The sequence below is a fragment of the Pseudomonas sp. NFPP12 genome (assembly GCF_900103205.1).
GTDB classification, from domain to species: domain Bacteria; phylum Pseudomonadota; class Gammaproteobacteria; order Pseudomonadales; family Pseudomonadaceae; genus Aquipseudomonas; species Aquipseudomonas protegens.
Genome location: NZ_FMWW01000008.1, coordinates 20740 through 37496 on the forward strand (window position 1 = coordinate 20740; position 16757 = coordinate 37496).

The following is a 16757-nucleotide window of genomic DNA, read 5'->3' on the forward strand; positions in this document are numbered from 1 at the left end:
GCACCTGGCCCCACCACCGCCCCCTGTAGCCGCTGCCGCAGGCTGCGGCTACAGGAAGCTCGGGGGGTCAGAGGTCGCGGAAGAACTCCCCCGGGGTGGCGTCGAACTGCTGGCGAAAGGCGGCGATAAATGCCGAGGTCGAGTCATAACCACAGGCCAGCGCCACATCGGTGACCCGCTCGCCCTGCTCCAGGGGAGTCAGGGCGCCCAGCAGGCGCAGGCGCTGGCGCCAGGCACGGAAGGTCAGCCCGGTGTCCTTGAGGAACAGGCGGCTGAGGGTCTTCTCCGTCACCCCAAGCTTCTGGCTCCACTGGCCCAGCGTCGTGGCCTGCTCCGGGTGCGCCTGCAGGCTGCGGTAGATCGCCCGCAGGCGCACGTCGTGGGGCAGCGGCAGCATCAGGTCCAGCTGCGGCGCGGCGGCCAACTGGTCCAGCAGCACCTGGGCCAGGCGCCCGTCGGCGCTGTCCTCGACATATTCCACAGGCAATTCACTGAAGGCGCGGATCAACTCCCGCAGCAGGCTGCTGACCGCCAGCACCTGGCAGCTGTCCGGCGCCGCCCAGGTGGTAACGCTGCAATCGAGGTACAGGCTGCGCATCTCGGTGCGCGGCGAGCTGAACACCCGGTGCGGCACCCCGGCGGGAATCCACACCGCCCGTTGCGGCGGGGCGATAAAGCGCCCGCCGCTGGTCTGGATCTCCAGCACCCCGGCAATGGCGTAGGACAATTGCACCCACGGGTGGCTGTGGCGCCGGGTCAAGGCGCGATTGGGCAAGGATTCGGTGCGCCCGTACACCGGCCGCGGCAGGCTGGGCAAACCGGGAATACTGCGCCGGACGATCTTTTCATGTCCTTTAGGCGGCATTAACTGGCTCCTTGGCGTTAGTCGGTAAAACGCAGCCACGTTAGAGTCGCCCCACCGCACTTGGCAACCCCCGGATGATCCCGCTATGACTCGCTCGCGTCTTTTGCCCGACAACTTCACCCTGACCCTGATCGGCGTGGTGCTGCTGGCCAGTTTCCTGCCGGCCAGCGGCCAGGTGGCCATAGGTTTCGGCTGGCTGACCAACATCGCCATCGGCCTGCTGTTCTTCCTCCACGGCGCCAAGCTCTCGCGCGAGGCAATCATTGCCGGGGCCGGCCACTGGCGCCTGCACCTGCTGGTGTTCAGCCTGACCTTCATCCTCTTTCCCGTGTTGGGCCTGGCGCTCAAGCCGCTGCTGTCACCGCTGGTGGGCAACGACCTGTACATGGGCATGCTGTATCTGTGCGCCCTGCCGGCCACGGTGCAATCGGCGATCGCCTTCACCTCCCTGGCCCGGGGCAATATCCCGGCGGCCATCTGCAGCGCCGCGGCGTCGAGCCTGTTCGGGATCTTCCTCACCCCGCTCTTGGTGACACTGCTGCTGAACGTGCACGGCGAAGGTGGCTCGACCCTGGACGCCATCCTCAAGATCAGCGTGCAGTTGCTGCTGCCCTTTATCGCCGGGCAGATCGCTCGACGCTGGATCGGCGCCTGGGTCGGGCGCAACAAGAACTGGCTGCGCTTCGTCGACCAGGGCTCGATCCTGCTGGTGGTCTACGGCGCCTTCAGCGAAGCGGTGAACGAAGGCATCTGGCACCAGATCCCGCTGTGGGAACTGGCCGGCCTGGTGGTGGCCTGCTGCGTCCTCCTGGCGCTGGTGCTGCTGGCGTCGAGCTTTCTCGGCAAGCTGTTCGGCTTCGACCAGGAAGACCGCATCACTATCCTCTTCTGCGGCTCGAAAAAGAGCCTGGCCACCGGCGTGCCCATGGCCCAGGTGCTGTTTGCCGGCAGCACCATGGGCGTGCTGATTCTGCCCCTGATGCTGTTCCACCAGATCCAGCTGATGGTCTGCGCCGTGCTGGCCCAGCGCTACGCCAAGCGCCCGGAATCGGTGGCCGAGCTGATGGGCCAGGTCGACCCGTAACTGTTCCTGCAAGGCGGCCCGGCGGCTGGCCGGGCCTGCGCGCAGATGGCGGTGAAGATCGCGCAATGGCATGATGCCGCGGCGAAAATCATCAAGGACCGCTGATGTTTCCCCATCGAATTCAAACCCCCAGCCAGGCCGACCTGGAACTGCAGGTTAGCGCCCGGCTGGAGGCCGATGACCAGGCCCAGGTCATCGTCCAGTTCGCCAAGGCCGAACAGTACGACGGCGAGCTGCTGAGTCAGCTCGACACGCTCTGCGCCCGTTTCGGCGAGCGCCTCAATGTGCGTTTCTACAGCCACTATCCGGGCAGCGCGTTTGACGGACGCACCTTGCTCGCCCTGCCCAATGTTCACTCCCTGAGCCTGGATTGCCTGGACACGCTGGAACACTTCGAAACCATTGGCAGCCTGCACAAGCTCAAGGATTTCGCCCTGCAAGTCATCAGCGCCGACCTGCCGGGCCTCTTGGCCCTGCCCAACTTGAGGGGGCTGCGAACGCTGCGCCTGTCCCTGGACAAGGGCCCGGCCATCGATCTCGCGCCCCTGGCCACCATGGCCGAGCTGCACACCCTGTCCCTCAGCGTGCAAAGCCATCACCTGGACGTACTGAGCCAGTGCCCGGGCATCCGCCACCTGGACCTGCATCGCATGCCGGCCAAGACGCCCCTGGGCATGGTCGCCGGCATGACCGGCCTGCTCAACCTCTCGGTAACCTTCGGCAGCCGTGAGCAGATGCCGGAGCTGCGCAATCCCCAGGTCAAGGAACTGGAGATCATGCGGGTGCGTGGCCTCAACCGCCTGGACCTGGATGGCTTTCCCCTGCTTGAAGTGTTGAAGATCGAGGACCAGGCGCAATTGAGCCAACTGGACCTTGGTGGGGCACCGCAGTTGCGCAAGATGAGCCTGATCAACCTCAAGGCCCTGGGGGAACTCAGCGGCCTGAAAACCTCGAACATCGCTGACCTGCGCATCATCAAGGCCCCACAGTTGGATCTACTGGCACTGATCGACAGCCACCTACCGGCCAACGTGCAGCACCTCAAGCTGCTCAGTGGCAAACGCGCCGTGGACAACCAGGTCAGAGCCCGACAACAGCAACTGGGCATTCCTGAACCCCGCGGCCCCTATTGACCCACCCTTGTAGGCGCGAGCTTGCTCGCGAAGGACGTCAACGATAACGCGCACTTGCAGGGAAGCTGCGGCGCGTTGGAAATCATCGCGAGCAAGCTCGCTCCTACAGATTCACCGCCCCTTCCGTGATCACCCGCACCCGTGGCGCGCATTGGCACCCCACGGCTGTGCTAACGTTCGCCAACCCCAAAGTTTGAAACCCTGCCCCATGTCCATCACTGAGAATCTCCTGGCCTTCACCCTGGCCGCCACGCTGCTGACCCTGACCCCGGGCCTGGACACCGCCCTGGTGCTGCGCACCGCCACTGTGGAAGGCCGGCGGCAGGCGCTGCGCGCAGCGTTGGGCATCAATGCCGGCTGCCTGATCTGGGGCGCGGCTGTGGCCTTCGGCCTGGGGGCCTTGATCGCGGTGTCGGAACTGGCCTTCAACCTGTTGAAGTACTGCGGCGCCGCCTACCTCGCCTGGCTGGGACTGAACATGCTGCTGCGCCCGCGCCACTCGTTTGCTCCCACAGGCGCGAACAGCGACCCCGGCACCAACTGGTTTCTCAAGGGCATGCTGGGCAATGTGCTCAACCCCAAGGTGGGAGTGTTCTACGTGTCCTTTCTGCCGCAGTTCATTCCCCAGGGCCAGCCGTTGGTGGCCTGGACCTTCGGCCTGGTGAGCATTCACGTGGTGCTGGGGCTGGTCTGGTCGCTACTGCTGATCGCCGCCACCCGGCCCCTGGCCGGTGTGCTGCAGCGGGAAAAGGTGATCCAGTGGATGGACCGCACCACAGGGATGATCTTCGTACTGTTTGCCGCTCGCCTGGCCTTGAGCAGGCGTTGAACATCGCTCCCCTCAAACCTCAGCCAGCACCGCCCCACGCTCCTCCAGCAGCTTCACAAAACTGCTCAAACTCTGGGACACGGTGCCGCGCCGCCAGACCAGCCAGGTGTGCAGGAAGCGAAAACGCGGGGACAACGGCCAGACGCTGACCGTGGCGCAGCCGGGCATGCTTTCCAGCATGCTGCGGGGCATCAGCGCCAGCCCGGCGCCGGCGCTGACGCAGGCCAGCATGCCGTGGTAGGACTCCATTTCATGGATCTTGCCCGGCACCGCGGCGTCCTGGGTGAACCAGCTTTCAAAGTGATGACGGTAGGAGCAGTTGGCGCGAAAGGCATAGATGCTTTCGCCGTTGACCTCCCGCGCCCGGGTAATCGGCGCATGCCCCAGCGGGGCGATCAGCACCATTTCCTCCTCGAACACCGGCAGCCCTTCCAGGGCCGGGTGGCGCACCGGGCCGTCGACGAAGGCGGCCACCAGGCGGCCAGACAGCACGCCGTCGATCATGGTCCCGGAGGGGCCGGTGGACAGGTCCAGTTCCACCTTAGCGTACTGCTGGTTGTAGGCCGCCAGCAGCGCCGGGATGCGTACCGCCGCCGTGCTTTCCAGCGAGCCCAGGGCGAACGGTCCCTGAGGCTCCTCGCCGGCCACAGTCAGACGCGCCTCGGCCACCAGGTCGAGAATGCGCCGGGCGTAGTCGAGGAAATTCCAGCCGGCGGGGGACAGGCGCATGCGGCTCTTCTCGCGGATAAACAGCTCCACCCCCAGGTCCTGCTCCAGTTGCTTGATCCTGGTGGTTAGGTTCGACGGCACCCGGTGGATCAGTTGCGCGGCGGCGCTGATGCTGCCCTGCTCGGCAACGGCCTTGAAAATTTCCAGCTGGACCAGATCCACGGCATTCTCCAAACGTGAACGACTTGCTCAATATTATTCAGTTTTCAGCAAAGATCCAGCACCGTAACCTGCCGCCATTCCCACCCGAGCAGGACGGTGCCATGAGCCTTGTTTCCAGCCACACCCACGCCTTGTCCATCAACCCCGCCACTGGCGAGCAGATCGGCGCCTACCCCTACCAGTCCGAGGCTGAGCAGGACGCCGCGCTGAGCCGTGCCGCCGCTGGTTTCGCCCAGTGGAAACGCCAGAGCATCGCCGAGCGCGCCAGCCGCCTGAACGCACTGGCCCAGGCCCTGCGGGACAACAGCGAGGCCATGGCCCGCATGATCAGCCTGGAAATGGGCAAGCCCCTGCCCCAGGCCCGGGGCGAAATCGAAAAGTGCGCCCAGCTGTGCCTGTGGTACGCCGAGCACGGCCCGGCCATGTTGGCCCCGGAAGCGACCCTGGTAGAAAACAACAAGGCACGCATCGAGTACCGGCCACTGGGCCCGATCCTCGCGGTGATGCCGTGGAACTTCCCGATCTGGCAGGTGCTGCGCGGCGCGGTGCCGGCGCTGCTGGCGGGCAACACCTACGTGCTCAAGCACGCCCCGAATGTCATGGGCAGCGCCTACCTGCTGCTGGACGCCATGCAGCGCGCCGGTTTCCCTGAAGGGGTGTTCGAGCTGCTCAACGTCACCCCGGACGGCGTATCCAGCGCCATCGCCGACCGCCGCATCGCCGCCGTGACCCTCACCGGCAGCGTGCGCGCCGGCATCGCCATCGGCGCCCAGGCCGGCGCCGCGCTGAAGAAGTGCGTGCTGGAACTGGGCGGCTCCGACCCCTTTATCGTGCTCAACGACGCCGACCTCGACGAAGCGGTCAAGGCCGCGGTGATCGGGCGCTACCAGAACACCGGCCAGGTCTGCGCCGCCGCCAAGCGCCTGATCATCGAGCAAGGGGTGGTCGCGGAGTTCACCCGCAAATTCGTCGAAGCCACCCGCGCTCTGGTGATCGGCGACCCGCTGGCCAGCGACACCTATATCGGCCCCATGGCCCGCTTCGACCTGCGTGACGAGTTGCACCAGCAGGTCCAGGCGACCCTGGCCGAAGGCGCCACCCTGCTGCTGGGCGGCGACAAGGTCGAAGGCGCCGGCAACTATTACCAACCCACGGTGCTGGCCAACGTCACCGAGCAGATGACCGCCTTCAAGCAGGAACTGTTCGGCCCGGTGGCCGCCATCATCAGCGCCCGGGATGCGCAACACGCCCTGGAACTGGCCAACGACAGCGAGTTCGGCCTCACCGCCACGATCTTCACCCAGGACCTGGAACGGGCCCGGCAGATGACCGACGAGCTGGAAACCGGCGGCGTGTTCATCAACGGCTACAGCGCCAGCGACCCCCGGGTGACCTTCGGCGGAGTGAAAAAAAGCGGCTTCGGGCGCGAGCTGTCGCACTTTGGCGTACGCGAATTCTGCAATGCGCAGACGGTGTGGCTGGATCGCCGTTGAGGCTCGGAGGCCACGTCATAGGCTGAACGACCCCGGTGAAAAGCGGACCTGGATCAGGTCCGCTTTTTAATCGGATTAGAGGCCGGTTCTGGTGCGAATCAGAACTTTCCTAATGAAAAAGCGCCGTATTTTTCATTCTTTTAAGAATTTTCTTGAAGCAAGCAAGCCTGCCTCATTCTTATGATGCTGCTCTTTGGCATTACTCTGAGGTCCGCTATGTGCTCCTCCCTGCAAAAGTTCATCGTTCGTCTTCCAGGCGACCTGCACAACCAGCTCAAACACATTGCCAAACGAGAAAACCGCAGCATGAACAATGAAATCGTCGACCGCCTGGAAAAGTCCCTGGTCGTCGATGAAACCCGTGAGATGAATGAGAAGCTCATCAGCCTGCTGCTGCGCAAGGTCGATTCCATGGAGGAGCGGATCAAGTACCTGCAGATGGGCCACCCGGAGCCCGAGCAGGATTGCCCACCGCCGTGTTACGCAAGGACTTGAAGCGGCCACTCCCGCCACGCGATCTTCTACCTTTCCCGCCTTTACCCCCTCGCTGCAGCTTGTATGATGGCGCCTGCCCGACAGTACCCAGCGGCAACCGCCAGGCCCCGGCCTGATGCTCGCAGGGCTCCCCCGCTGTTCCTCACTACACACGCAGGTCGACGCTCGTAGCCTTCCCAGGAACCTCCCCCGGCTTCTGCCATGGGGCCGCGTCGCCTTCTAGGATTGTTCATGAGCCGGATTCACCCGACTGCCCGCGCGCGCACCTGCAGCTCAGCTTTGCCCCTCAACCGCCTGACCCTGGGCCTGCTGCTGGCCGGCAGCAGCGCCGTGGCCAACGCCGCGGGCACCCAGTTGCCGACCCAGACCGTCAGCGGCGAAGAGCCCTACGGCTATCGCGTCGACAGCGCCTCGGTGGGTGGTTTCAGCGAGACGCCCTTGCTGGATACCCCGGCCTCCATCAGCGTGATCAATGAAGACATGATCCTCGACCAGCAGGCCCGCCTGCTCAGCGACGTGCTGAAGAACGATGCCTCGGTGGGCCAGAGCTACGCGCCGGTGGGCTATTACGAAAACTTCGAGGTGCGCGGCTTCTCGCTGAATGCCGCCAGCAGCTACAAGATCAACAACCGCACCATCACCGGCGAACAGAACGTCGCCCTGGAAAACAAGCAGCGGGTGGAATTGCTCAAGGGCCTTTCCGGCCTGCAAAGCGGGGTCAGCGAGCCCGGCGGGCTGATCAACTACGTGACCAAGCGGCCCACGGACATTCGTTCGGTGACCGTTTCCACCGACGACCGCGGCAGCGGCTACCTGGCCACCGATGTCGGCGGCTGGTTCGGCAGCGAACAGCAGTTCGGCCTGCGTGCCAACCTGGCCCATGAAGACCTGCACTCCTACGTCGAGCACACCAATGGCCAGCGCGACTTCGCCTCCCTGGCCCTGGACTGGAACATCAGCCCCGACGCCCTGCTGCAACTGGACATCGAATACCAGAACAAGCAGCAGCGCTCGGCACCGGGCTATCAACTGCTGGGGGGCTCCAGCCTGCCCCACCACGCCTCGCCGAAAAGACTCCTGGGGCACCAGAGCGGGTCAAAGCCGGTGACCAATGAATCGCTGAACATCGGCGGCAACTTCGAGTACCGCTTCAACGATGACTGGAAGGGCAACCTCAGTGCGTCGCGCAGCAAGGTGGTGATCGATGACTACAGTTCGTTTGCCTGGGGCGGCTGTACCACCGGCTGCATCAATGCCAACGGCAACTACTTCAGCCCCGAAGGCAACTACGACATCTACGACTTCCGCAGCCCCGACGACACCCGGCGCAACGATGAAGTGCAGGCGGTGCTCAATGGTCGTTTCGACACCGCAGGCCTGGGCCATGAGTTGAGCGTGGGAACCAGTGCGTTTCGCCGTGTAGTGGACCGGCGCGAGTCCATCAATCAATGGATTGGCACGGGCAATATCCAGAGCGAGCCTGAGAACTTCGGCCGCTACGACGGCGCCCTCAACGACACCCACAAACGCCTGGACAGCCGCCAATACGGCCTGTTCCTCAGCGACCGCATCAGCTTCAACGAACAGTGGCAGACCGTCCTCGGCGGGCGCGAAGTACGCCTGGACGAAGAGAGCTTCGACAAGGACGGCGTGCGCGATCGCCACACCCAACGCTATGTGTTCCTGCCCCAGGCCGCATTGATCTACAAACCGCTCAACAACATTTCGCTGTACACCCAATACAGCAAGGGCCTGAGCCTGGGTGGCCAGGCACCCTGGTTCGCCAGCAACAATGGCGACACCCTCGCCCCCACCGTCTCGCGCCAGATCGAAACCGGCATCAAGTACGACTGGCAGCGCATGAGCTTTGCCGCCGCCCTGTTCCAGATGCGCCAGGCCTACCAGTACTCACGCCCGGATGCTGCTGGCGGTTTCACCTACGTCCAGCAGGGCCAGCAAAAGAACACTGGCCTGGAGCTCTCCGCCAACGGCTGGGCCACCCAGCGCCTGCAGATTGCCGCCAGCGTCGCGGCGATCCGCTCCCGGGTGGAGGGCACCGGTACCCCGGCTTACGAGGGGCACCAGACCCTCAACGTCCCGCGCCTGCGAGCCAGCCTGCAGGGCGACTACGCCCTGCCCTGGCTCGACGGCCTGGCCCTGCTGGGCGGCATGCAATACAGCGCCAGCCAATACGCCGACCGCCAGGGCAACGTCGCCACCGGCGCCTACGCCATCTTCAACATCGGCAGCCGCTACAGCACCCGCATCGATGGCTACGACACCGTGTTCCGCCTGACCGTGGACAACCTGTTCGACAAGCGCTACTGGCGCGACACCGGGGAATACATGGGCGACGACTACCTGTTCCAGGGCGCGCCGTTGACGGCGCGGTTGAGTGCTTCGGTGAATTTCTGATGCAGACCGCCCCTTCCTACCTCTCCCGTAGGAGCCGGCTTGCCGGCGAAGGCGATCTCGGGGGCCCCTTCGCTGGCAAGCCAGCTCCTACAGGCCAGCGGCCGGGGTCAGCCAGTCGCGCAGCAGTTCGGTGGTGCGCTGGGGATGCTCCAGGGGCGGCAGGTGACCGCATTGCGCCAGCACTTGCAGGCGTGAACCAACAATGCCCTGGTGCAGGAACTGCGCTTCGGCCAGAGGGGTGATGGCGTCGTTTTCGCCCACCACGATCAGGGTCGGCACCTTGATGCTCGCCAGCAGCGGGCGGTAGTCCGCACGGTCGATGATCGCTTGTTGCTGGCGCACAAACCCCTCTTTGCCAATGACCAGGGCCATGTCCTGCACCAGTTTCGCCACCGGCGTGTCCAGGCAGCGCGGGTGCATCAGCCGCGGCAGCAGGTGCGGGGTCACGCCCTTGAAACGGCCCTGACGGGCCAGGGCCAGCAAGCCGCGACGCATCCGCGCCCGGGCCTCGTCGTCCGGGCGGGCCATGGTGTCGAACAGCGCCAGCTTCAGCACCCGTTCGGGGGCCTGGCGCAACATTTCCATGGCCACATAGCCGCCCATGGACAAGGCCGCCAGGGCGAATTGCGCAGGCGCCTGTTGCAGGGTGCGGCGGGCCATCTCGGCAATGCTGGCATCCAGGCTGAGGTCGGCAATCTGCACCTCGCGCTCTGGCCCCAGGGCCCGTGCCTGTTGCTGCCACAGGCGTTCATCGCACAAGAGCCCGGGCAGCAGGACCAGGGGCAATGGTTTGTCAGTGCCTGAACCCGGCATCTCAACCTCCATTGGCAGCCACCTGGAACCGGGCGATGTGCTGCCACATCAGGCCCGGGTTGGAATACATGGGGAAATGCCCGCAGTCGGGAATCCGTGCCAGTTGCACACCCCGGGCCTGGAGCTGCGCCAGGTAGGACAGCCCGGCATTCTGCTCGCCGTACATGAACATGCGCGGGCACGGCAGGCCGAGAAAACGCTGCATCAGGTTGCCGTGATCGGATAGCTGGACCATGGATTCGAAGATGCCGCGAACCGCGCCTGCCCGCACCTTGTGCCCCAGGCTCGCGGCATACAGGGCACTGGCATAGGCCGGGGCATGGCGCGCGCGCTCGATGAAATCGTCGAGGAAACGCTGCGCGTCCGCCTCGGGGTAGTCGACAATCTGCCGGCTGAGGAAGCAGTCCTCAGGGGCGATGTTGCCTTCGATATCGACAAAGCTCAGCACCCGCTCAGGGCAGCGGTCCGCCAGCATCAGGGCCGTCAGGCCGCCCATGGAATGCCCCACCAGATGGAAGCGCTCGATACCGAAATGCTCCAGTACCTGCAACGCGGTCTCCAGCAGGAACGGGATGGAGATCCGCGATAGGTCCTCACACTGGCTTGCCCCACAACCTGGCGCGTCGTAAGCGATAAAGGGCTGGCCGGCGAAGGCCGAGTGACGGGTGATATCGGCGTAATCCTCCTTGGTGGAACCAAAACCATGGAGGAACAGGATCGGCGCACGGGTGCCGCCGCGATGCAGGGTGGCGATTTGCAGGGGCACGCCGGCCACGTTCAGCGGCAGATGGGTGTGGGTGAACTCGGGGGCTGATGGCACGAAACAATCCTTGGGCTTCAGGCAGGCGCAGGCGACAGGAAGGCCAGTCTCGGGGCCGGCAAGCTGCCTGTAAATTCCCCATTGCAGAACACAGCCATAGGGCAAAGCTATAAAACCCCGCCACTCAGTTGGCGCCCTGGAACTGCGCCACCAGCGCCTGCACCAGGGGATTGGCCCGGGTCGAATTCCAGGCCATGGCGGTGGTCACCACGTTCAGCCGTTGGCTCAGAGGCCGCAACACCACGTTGTCCGGCGCCACGGTCTTCAGCGAGGCCGGCACCAGGGCAATGCCCTGGCCGCAGCTGACAAAGGCGATCTGCGAGGCCACCGAACGCACTTCATGCAGCACCCGGGGCGAGAAACCGCTGTCGCGGCAGGTGGCGATCAGGTTGTCGAAATACACCGGGCTGACCCGCCGGGAAAACATCACCAGCGGCTCGTTGGCCAGGCTCGACAGGCTGATGCGCGAACGCGAGGCCAGCGGGTGATCGGCGGGCAAAGCCACCGCCAGGCGGTCCTCGGTCAAGGGCAGCGAACGCACGCTGGCCCCCAGGTCGCCTTCCAGGCGGGCGAAGGCCAGGTCGATATCGCCGGCTTCCAGCGCCGGAATCGCCTCGACGCTGTCGATCTCGCGCACCGACACCGTCAACTGCGGGTAATCGGCCTTGAGCTGTTCGATCAGCGGCGGCAGCACATCGAGCATGGCGCTGGTGATGGCGCCGATAGTCAAGAGCCCGGTCTGCCCCGCCACCGCCTCGTGCACCGCCAGCTCCAGGCGCTCCAGTTGCTCGGCGAACTTGCGCACCGCCGGCAGGATCGCCGCCCCCACCGGGGTCAGCTGCGCGCCACGGCGCGAGCGGTCGAACAGCTTGACCTTGAGGGCGTGCTCCAGCACCTGGATCTGCTCGGTCAGCGGTGGTTGGGACATGCCCAGGCGCTTGGCGGCGCGGCTGAAATTCTGCTCTTCGGCCACCGCGAGGAATAGCCAGAGGTGGCGAATCAGGCGGAAATTGATCATGGAAATTCCATAGGTTGAACGTATGAAAGGCTTCTGCGATTCGTAATATACCTATCAAAGCCCAGCCTCGACACTGGCACCTCCTTCACCACGGGAGCCACCCATGCCCAGTGCCAATTCTCTCCAGCGCCTTGCCGCACTGGACAGCAACACCGTCTCCGACGCCCTCGACTTCCTCGCCCTGCCCGGCGCCACCCTGGGCCTGCGGCCCTTGTGGAACTGCGAAAAAATCGTCGGCCGCGCCAGCACCGTACTGCTCGGGCCCAAGACCGACCAGCAGCCCACGGCGCACCTGATTACCCCGGTAGTGGAGCAGATTTGCAGCACTGACCGGGTGCTGGTGATTGCCGGAGGCCTGGAGGGCATTTCCTGCTGGGGCGACATCCTGGCCAATGCCGCGAGCGCCAAACAGGTTCGCGGCACGGTGATCGACGGCTACAGCCGCGACATCGACGGTAGCGCGGCCATCGGTTACCCGGTCTACGGCCGTGGAGTGACCATGATCAGCGCCCGCAACCGGGTGGTGCAGCTGGCCAGCGCCGTGGCCATCGAGGTCGCGGGCACCTGGGTCAATGAAGACGACTACGTGATCGCCGACAACTGCGGCACGGTGTTCGTCGCCGCAGAGCATATCGAGCAAGTGCTGGAGCTGGCGGAACGCATCACTCGGCGCCAGGACGCCATGGTCGCCGCCGTGCGCAGCGGCCGCTCGGTGGCCGAGGTGATGCACGACAGCCACTTCGACGCCATCCAGCAGGAGCCGGCCCAATGAACAGCCAGGACCAGGAACTGGTGGCGCTGTTCGCCGGCCTCGACACCCCCGGAGTCTCCGATGCCCTGGACAAGCTCGGCCTGCCGGGCCAATGCCTGGGCCTGATGCCCCTGGACAACTACCGACAGACGCTGGTGGGCCCGGCCTTTACCGTGCAGTACGTCAGCGCCAGCGTGCCACCGGGCACCGTGGGCGACTTTATCGACGACGTGGCGCCCGGGGACGTGCTGGTGATCGACAACGGCGGACGCAGCGACTGCACCGTGTGGGGCGACATCATGACCCAGTACGCCGGGCGCAAGGGTATCGCCGCCACGGTGATCGACGGCGTCTGCCGTGATGTCGGCAAGGCGCTGGGCGATGGCTACCCGGTGTTCAGCAAGGGCCGCTACATGCGCACCGGCAAGGACCGGGTGCAAGTGCAGGCCTTGAACCAGCCGATCTCCATCGGCGGCGCCCGGGTCTGCCCCCGGGACATCGTAGTGGCCGACGCCAATGGCGTGGTGGTGGTGCCCCGCGAGCACGCCCGGGAAGTGGCCGCCTGCGCCCGCCGGATCGAAACGGTGGAAGCCGATATCCGCGCCCTGCTCGACCAGGGCCAGACACTCAAGCAAGCCCGGGAAACCCTGGGCTATCACCAGTTGCAGAGGAAATCCTGAGCATGTTCAACGACCTCAAGGCCCAGGCCAAGCGCCTGGGCAGCTCGACCCTGTATGAAGCCAGCGGCCTGCCCTGCGCCGTGGACAGCCGAATTCGCCCGATCTGGGACGGCGCCTTCATCGCCGCCCCGGCCTTCCCGTTGCAGTGCTCCCCCGGCGACAACCTGGCCTTGCACCTGGCCATGGAGCGGGCGCCCCGGGGCAGCGTGCTGGTGGTGGCCACCGGCAATTTCATCGCCGGTTACTGGGGCGAAGTGCTGACCGTGGCCGCCGAAGCCGCCGGCGTGGTGGGCCTGGTGATCGACGGCGGCGTACGTGATGTGGCGGCGCTCAGGGCCCGGGGCTTCCCGGTGTTCGCCCGAGGCGTTTCAGTGCAGGGCACGGTCAAGGCCAGCGCGCCCTCGGTCGGCCAACCCTTCAACTTCAACGGCGCCGCCGTGGCCCAGGGCGACCTGGTGGTGGCGGATGATGACGGGGTGATCATCATTCCCCAGGCTCATATCGCCCGCACCCTGGCCGAGGGCGAAGCCCGAGCGCAAAAGGAAGCGCAGATGATGCAGGCCCTGGAGCAGGGCCATTCGACCCTGGAACTGATGCAACTGACGGCCTGGAGAACACCGGCATGAACACAGACCAGCAACGCCTCAACCAGCGCCTGGCCGCCACCCAGCCTTCAGCCACCTACCGCATCATCGATCGGGTGGCCGAACGCCGCGCCGCGGGGGCCAGGGTCATCTCGCTGTGCGCCGGCGAGCCGGATTTCGACACCCCGCCCCACGTGCGCCAGGCCGGCATCCAGGCCATCGAGCATGGCCACACCCGCTACACCCAGGTGGCCGGCAGCCGCACCCTGCGCGAAGCGGTGGCGGCCAAGTTCCGCCGGGAAAACGGCCTGGAAGTGGAGTGGCAGGACACCCTGGTGTGCAACGGCGGCAAGCAGGTGATCTACAACGCCCTGGCCGCCACCCTCGATGAGGGCGATGAAGTGCTGGTGCCGGCGCCCTATTGGGTCAGCTACCCGGAGATGGTCCAGCTGTGCGGCGCCACCTCGCGGATCATCCGCTGCGAGGCCGGCAGCGGCTTCAAGTTGACGCCGGCCGCCCTGCAAGCCGCCATCACCCCGCAGACCCGCTGGCTGATCCTCAACTCACCGTCCAACCCCAGCGGCGCGGTGTACCGCCGCGAAGAGTTGCAGGCCCTGGCCGAGGTGCTGCTCAAGCATCCCCAGGTGCTGGTCCTGGCGGACGACATTTATGAACACCTGATCTTCGATGGCCAGGCCTTCCACACCCTGGCCCAGGTGGAACCGCGCCTGGCACCGCGCACCCTGACCATGAACGGCGTCTCCAAGGCCTACGCCATGACCGGCTGGCGCATCGGTTTTGCCACCGGGCCGCGCTGGCTGCTGGCGGCCATGGAAAAACTCCAGGGCCAGCAGACCTCCGGGGCTTGCGCCATTTCCCAGCAGGCCGCGGTGGCGGCGTTGAACGGGCCCAAAGACTTTATCCTGCACAGCCGAGAGGTATTCCAGCGACGACGGGACTGGATGGTGGCGCGTTTGAACGCCATTCCCGGGCTCAAATGCGCAGTGCCGGCCGGGGCCTTCTACGTGTTTGTCTGCTGCGCCGGCTTGCTCGGCCGCACCTCCCCCGGCGGCCGGCTGCTGAACAGTGATGAAGACCTGGCCCATGCCCTGCTGGAGGAAGCCGATGTGGCCGTGGTCCAGGGCAGCGCCTTTGGCCTGGGGCCCTACCTGCGCATTGCCTACGCCCTGGATGACCCAGCGCTGCAGCGCGCCTGCGACGCCATCGAACGCTTCTGCACCGCCTTGTAGGAGCCGGCTTGCCGGCGAAGGCGATCTCGGGGGCCTCTTCGCTGGCAAGCCAGCACCTGCAGAGACCTGCCGCCATCTGCCCCCGCGATAGCGCCATCTCCAATCTGCACGACCCACCCTCTGCGTATGCAGTTACGATATGGGCAACTCCCTCCCCACCCCGGCCTGACCTTCCGTGCGGTGCGAACAACAAACCGGAGATTGCCTGATGCTGCCCCCTGCCCCCGATACCGCCCGACTCCAGCCCCTGCCCGTCGCCCTGGTGGATGAACTGACCACTCTGCTGGGCCAACGCTTCAGCACCTCCGCCAGCGTTCGCGAGCACCATGGCCGGGACATCTCCGCCCTCGATCCGCTGCCGCCGCAAGGGGTGGCCTTCGTCAATCACCTCGACGAAATCATCGCCGTGCAGCAGGCCTGCCATCGCCATCGGGTGCCGATCATTCCCTACGGCAGCGGCAGTTCCCTGGAAGGCTGGCTGCATGCGGTGCACGGCGGGGTGTGCATCGATGTGTCGGCGATGAACCAGATTCTGGAAATCCGCGTCGACGACATGGACGTCACCGTGCAACCCGGGGTAACCCGCAAGCAGCTCAACGCTGCGCTGCACGGTACCGGCCTATTCTTCCCCATCGACCCCGGCGCCGACGCCTCCCTGGGCGGAATGGCGGCGACCCGGGCCTCGGGCACCAACGCCGTGCGCTACGGCACCATGCGCGAAAACGTCCTAGCCCTGACCGCAGTGCTGGCCGATGGCCGAGTGCTGCACACCGGCGGTCGGGCGCGCAAATCCTCCTCGGGTTATGACCTCACCCACCTGCTGGTAGGCTCCGGCGGCACCCTGGCCACAGTGGCCGAGCTGACGGTGAAACTGCACCCGATTCCCGAAGCCATTTCCGCCGCGGTGTGCAACTTCCCCAGCGTCGACCAAGCGGTGCAAACGGTGATCCAGGCCATCCAGCTGGGGGTGCCGATCGCCCGTATCGAACTGATTGACGCCCTCACCGTGCGTGCCCTGAACGCCTACAGCAAAACCCGATTGAACGAGGCGCCGTCGCTGTTCTTCGAGCTGCACGGCTCGCAATCCTCGGTCCAGGAACAGGTGGAAACCATCCGCCTGCTGGCCGATGAACACGGCGGCCAGGACTTCGAATGGGCCGTGCACCCTGAAGACCGCAGCCGCCTGTGGCAGGCGCGGCACGACGGCTACTTCGCCGCCGTGGCCCTGCGCCCCGGCTGCCGCGCCCTGACCACCGACGCCGTGGTGCCGATCTCACGCCTGGCCGAATGCATCGAAGCCACCGCCGCCGACCTGCAGCAGCAAGGCTTGCTGGCGCCGATTTTCGGCCATGTCGGCGACGGCAATTTCCATGCGGTGATCCTGGTCAACCCCGACGACCCCGAGGAAGTGCAGCGCGCCGACGGCGTGGCCCAGCGCCTGGCGGAACGGGCCATCGCCCTGCAGGGTTCCTGCACCGGCGAGCACGGCGTCGGCCTGACCAAGCAGGCCTATATGAGCCTGGAGCACGGGCAGAACGCGGTGGACGTGATGGCGGCGATCAAGGTCGCCCTCGACCCGCGGCAACTGATGAACCCGGGCAAGATCTTCCCCCGCGGCCCGGCCGTCGACTAAGGC

16 protein-coding genes are annotated in these 16757 nt (G+C 65.7%); 11 read left to right on the top strand and 5 right to left on the bottom strand.

The window, feature by feature from the left end:
- Positions 1-67 precede the first annotated feature (67 nt).
- Positions 68-865: an AraC family transcriptional regulator gene (locus BLS75_RS29385; protein WP_015636234.1), complete on the bottom strand. Its 798-nt coding sequence runs from the start codon at positions 863-865 to the stop codon at positions 68-70.
- A gap of 85 nt (positions 866-950) precedes the next feature.
- Between BLS75_RS29385 and BLS75_RS29390 the strand changes: the two genes are divergently transcribed.
- The 3 genes from BLS75_RS29390 to BLS75_RS29400 all read left to right on the top strand — a co-directional run bounded on the left by BLS75_RS29390 (position 951) and on the right by BLS75_RS29400 (position 3911).
- The gene (locus BLS75_RS29390; RefSeq protein WP_015636235.1) at positions 951-1949 is read left to right on the top strand and encodes a bile acid:sodium symporter family protein; all 999 of its coding nucleotides are present in this window, start codon (positions 951-953) and stop codon (positions 1947-1949) included.
- A 104-nt stretch (positions 1950-2053) separates the two neighbouring features.
- Positions 2054-3082, top strand: coding sequence for a hypothetical protein (locus tag BLS75_RS29395; protein ID WP_072452805.1), 1029 nt, complete (start codon positions 2054-2056; stop codon positions 3080-3082).
- Between the two features lie 208 nt (positions 3083-3290).
- Entirely contained in the window at positions 3291-3911 is a 621-nt protein-coding gene (locus BLS75_RS29400) for a LysE family translocator (protein ID WP_011062117.1), read from the top strand.
- Positions 3912-3923: 12 nt separating this feature from the next.
- Here the strand turns inward: BLS75_RS29400 and BLS75_RS29405 are convergent, their stop codons facing one another.
- Positions 3924-4802 (bottom strand): putrescine utilization regulator PtrR, encoded by an 879-nt coding sequence (locus BLS75_RS29405; RefSeq protein WP_072452833.1) that lies wholly within the window; start codon positions 4800-4802, stop codon positions 3924-3926.
- Between the two features lie 101 nt (positions 4803-4903).
- Here BLS75_RS29405 and BLS75_RS29410 point away from each other — a divergent pair, with 101 nt between their 5' ends.
- From BLS75_RS29410 to BLS75_RS29420, 3 genes are all read left to right on the top strand, one after another.
- Positions 4904-6295, top strand: coding sequence for an aldehyde dehydrogenase family protein (locus BLS75_RS29410; RefSeq protein ID WP_072452803.1), 1392 nt, complete (start codon positions 4904-4906; stop codon positions 6293-6295).
- A 216-nt stretch (positions 6296-6511) separates the two neighbouring features.
- A complete protein-coding gene (locus BLS75_RS29415) occupies positions 6512-6790 on the top strand; it encodes an Arc family DNA-binding protein (protein ID WP_065363278.1) in 279 nt (92 codons plus the stop codon).
- 231 nt (positions 6791-7021) lie between these two features.
- A complete protein-coding gene (locus BLS75_RS29420; RefSeq protein WP_072452802.1) occupies positions 7022-9205 on the top strand; it encodes a TonB-dependent siderophore receptor in 2184 nt (727 codons plus the stop codon).
- Positions 9206-9292: 87 nt separating this feature from the next.
- Here BLS75_RS29420 and BLS75_RS29425 read toward each other — a convergent pair whose 3' ends face one another.
- The 3 genes from BLS75_RS29425 to BLS75_RS29435 form a co-directional block, all read right to left on the bottom strand.
- Positions 9293-10018: an alpha/beta fold hydrolase gene (locus BLS75_RS29425; protein WP_072452800.1), complete on the bottom strand. Its 726-nt coding sequence runs from the start codon at positions 10016-10018 to the stop codon at positions 9293-9295.
- A 1-nt stretch (position 10019) separates the two neighbouring features.
- Positions 10020-10838: an alpha/beta fold hydrolase gene (locus tag BLS75_RS29430; protein ID WP_072452798.1), complete on the bottom strand. Its 819-nt coding sequence runs from the start codon at positions 10836-10838 to the stop codon at positions 10020-10022.
- Between the two features lie 124 nt (positions 10839-10962).
- On the bottom strand, positions 10963-11856 hold the full coding sequence (locus BLS75_RS29435; protein ID WP_072452796.1) for a LysR family transcriptional regulator: 894 nt from the start codon (positions 11854-11856) through the stop codon (positions 10963-10965).
- Positions 11857-11959: 103 nt separating this feature from the next.
- Between BLS75_RS29435 and BLS75_RS29440 the strand changes: the two genes are divergently transcribed.
- The 5 genes from BLS75_RS29440 (at position 11960) to BLS75_RS29460 (ending at position 16754) form a co-directional block, all read left to right on the top strand.
- Positions 11960-12628: an RraA family protein gene (locus BLS75_RS29440; RefSeq protein WP_072452794.1), complete on the top strand. Its 669-nt coding sequence runs from the start codon at positions 11960-11962 to the stop codon at positions 12626-12628.
- Positions 12625-13287, top strand: a complete 663-nt coding sequence (locus BLS75_RS29445) for an RraA family protein (RefSeq protein WP_072452792.1) — start codon at positions 12625-12627, stop codon at positions 13285-13287. The genes BLS75_RS29440 and BLS75_RS29445 overlap by 4 nt, the downstream gene beginning before the upstream one ends.
- A 2-nt stretch (positions 13288-13289) precedes the next feature.
- Entirely contained in the window at positions 13290-13913 is a 624-nt protein-coding gene (locus BLS75_RS29450; RefSeq protein WP_065363271.1) for an RraA family protein, read from the top strand.
- Positions 13910-15121 carry a pyridoxal phosphate-dependent aminotransferase gene (locus tag BLS75_RS29455; protein ID WP_072452790.1) on the top strand — a complete coding sequence of 404 codons (1212 nt, stop codon included), beginning with the start codon at positions 13910-13912 and terminating at the stop codon, positions 15119-15121. Before BLS75_RS29450 ends, BLS75_RS29455 begins: the two co-directional genes overlap by 4 nt.
- Before the next feature lie 208 nt (positions 15122-15329).
- Positions 15330-16754, top strand: a complete 1425-nt coding sequence (locus BLS75_RS29460) for an FAD-binding oxidoreductase (RefSeq protein ID WP_072452788.1) — start codon at positions 15330-15332, stop codon at positions 16752-16754.
- Positions 16755-16757: the final 3 nt, after the last annotated feature.

Excerpts from the sequence above, each read along its gene's own strand:
- BLS75_RS29390 (WP_015636235.1), top strand. The coding sequence starts at position 951 with ATGACTCGCTCGCGTCTTTTGCCCGACAACTTCACCCTGACCCTGATC.
- BLS75_RS29425 (WP_072452800.1), bottom strand. The coding sequence starts at position 10,018 with ATGCCGGGTTCAGGCACTGACAAACCATTGCCCCTGGTCCTGCTGCCC.
- BLS75_RS29415 (WP_065363278.1), top strand. The coding sequence starts at position 6,512 with ATGTGCTCCTCCCTGCAAAAGTTCATCGTTCGTCTTCCAGGCGACCTG.
- BLS75_RS29440 (WP_072452794.1), top strand. The coding sequence starts at position 11,960 with ATGCCCAGTGCCAATTCTCTCCAGCGCCTTGCCGCACTGGACAGCAAC.
- BLS75_RS29420 (WP_072452802.1), top strand. The coding sequence starts at position 7,022 with ATGAGCCGGATTCACCCGACTGCCCGCGCGCGCACCTGCAGCTCAGCT.
- BLS75_RS29450 (WP_065363271.1), top strand. The coding sequence starts at position 13,290 with ATGTTCAACGACCTCAAGGCCCAGGCCAAGCGCCTGGGCAGCTCGACC.
- BLS75_RS29435 (WP_072452796.1), bottom strand. The coding sequence starts at position 11,856 with ATGATCAATTTCCGCCTGATTCGCCACCTCTGGCTATTCCTCGCGGTG.
- BLS75_RS29460 (WP_072452788.1), top strand. The coding sequence starts at position 15,330 with ATGCTGCCCCCTGCCCCCGATACCGCCCGACTCCAGCCCCTGCCCGTC.
- BLS75_RS29445 (WP_072452792.1), top strand. The coding sequence starts at position 12,625 with ATGAACAGCCAGGACCAGGAACTGGTGGCGCTGTTCGCCGGCCTCGAC.
- BLS75_RS29385 (WP_015636234.1), bottom strand. The coding sequence starts at position 865 with ATGCCGCCTAAAGGACATGAAAAGATCGTCCGGCGCAGTATTCCCGGT.
- BLS75_RS29410 (WP_072452803.1), top strand. The coding sequence starts at position 4,904 with ATGAGCCTTGTTTCCAGCCACACCCACGCCTTGTCCATCAACCCCGCC.
- BLS75_RS29455 (WP_072452790.1), top strand. The coding sequence starts at position 13,910 with ATGAACACAGACCAGCAACGCCTCAACCAGCGCCTGGCCGCCACCCAG.
- BLS75_RS29395 (WP_072452805.1), top strand. The coding sequence starts at position 2,054 with ATGTTTCCCCATCGAATTCAAACCCCCAGCCAGGCCGACCTGGAACTG.
- BLS75_RS29400 (WP_011062117.1), top strand. The coding sequence starts at position 3,291 with ATGTCCATCACTGAGAATCTCCTGGCCTTCACCCTGGCCGCCACGCTG.